This is a genomic window from Eggerthella sp. 1_3_56FAA, from assembly GCF_000185625.1.
GTDB lineage: Bacteria > Actinomycetota > Coriobacteriia > Coriobacteriales > Eggerthellaceae > Eggerthella > Eggerthella lenta.
In genome coordinates, this window is record NZ_GL622597.1 from 1 (window position 1) to 835 (window position 835).

At 71.6% G+C, this 835-nt stretch carries 1 protein-coding gene; it reads right to left on the reverse strand.

The window, feature by feature from the left end; all coding sequences use genetic code 11:
- Positions 1–835 (reverse strand): NAD(P)/FAD-dependent oxidoreductase (locus HMPREF1023_RS14945; RefSeq protein WP_009307333.1); only part of this gene is annotated, 835 nt, incomplete at both ends.

Genomic DNA, 835 nt, shown 5'->3' on the forward strand with positions numbered 1-835 from the left:
GCGCGCGCGAACAGGCGCGATCGGCGCTCTAGCAGCAGCTGCTCGAGCATCGGCGCGTCCATCCGCGGCAGCAGGTCGATGCGCAGCATGTCGCCCGCCTCGGCGAACCTCGACAGGTTGAACACCGCGATGCCCGACACGCCGTAGTCGCGGAACAGCACCTCGCCCTCCTCGCGCGCCTTGGCATCGCCGTCGGGCGACATGAGCGAGATCGCGCAGCGCACGCGGATGTTGTTGAGCGCCTTCACCAGGCGGGAGTCGGTGCGCAGCGGCCCCAGCACCGGGCGCGGCTCCGTCGCCTCGAAGCCCTCGGGCAGCAAGCCGCGCGCCGTGCGACCTCCCGTGGCCACGATGACCGCCTCCGCATGGCGCACCGCTCCGCCGGCGAAACGAACATGAAAGCGATCGCCCGCATGGGACGGCGGATCGATGCGCACCGCCTCGCAGCCGCACAGCTCGCGAGCGCCCGCGTCCCGCGCGCCCGCGCGCAGCACGTCCAGCACGCTGGCAGCCTTGTTCGCCAGCGGGTACAGACGGCCTTCGCCCTCTTCGCGCCACACGAGCCCCAAGCCTGCGAAGAACGCGTGCACCGGATCGGGGCAGACGGCATCGGCGGGAAGGGCCGCGTCCGTCGAGCGGACGGCTTTCTTGCGTCCGGGCTCTTCGCATCCGTCCGCATGCCCGCCCTGAGCGCGCAGCTGGGCCAGCGCCGCGCCGACGAATTCGGCGTTTCGGTAGAGCCCCGCATCGACACGGACGTTCGAGAAGTTGCACCGCCCGTTTCCCGTGGCCAAGATGGAGCGGCCCACGCGCTCGTCGGCCTCGCACACCGTCA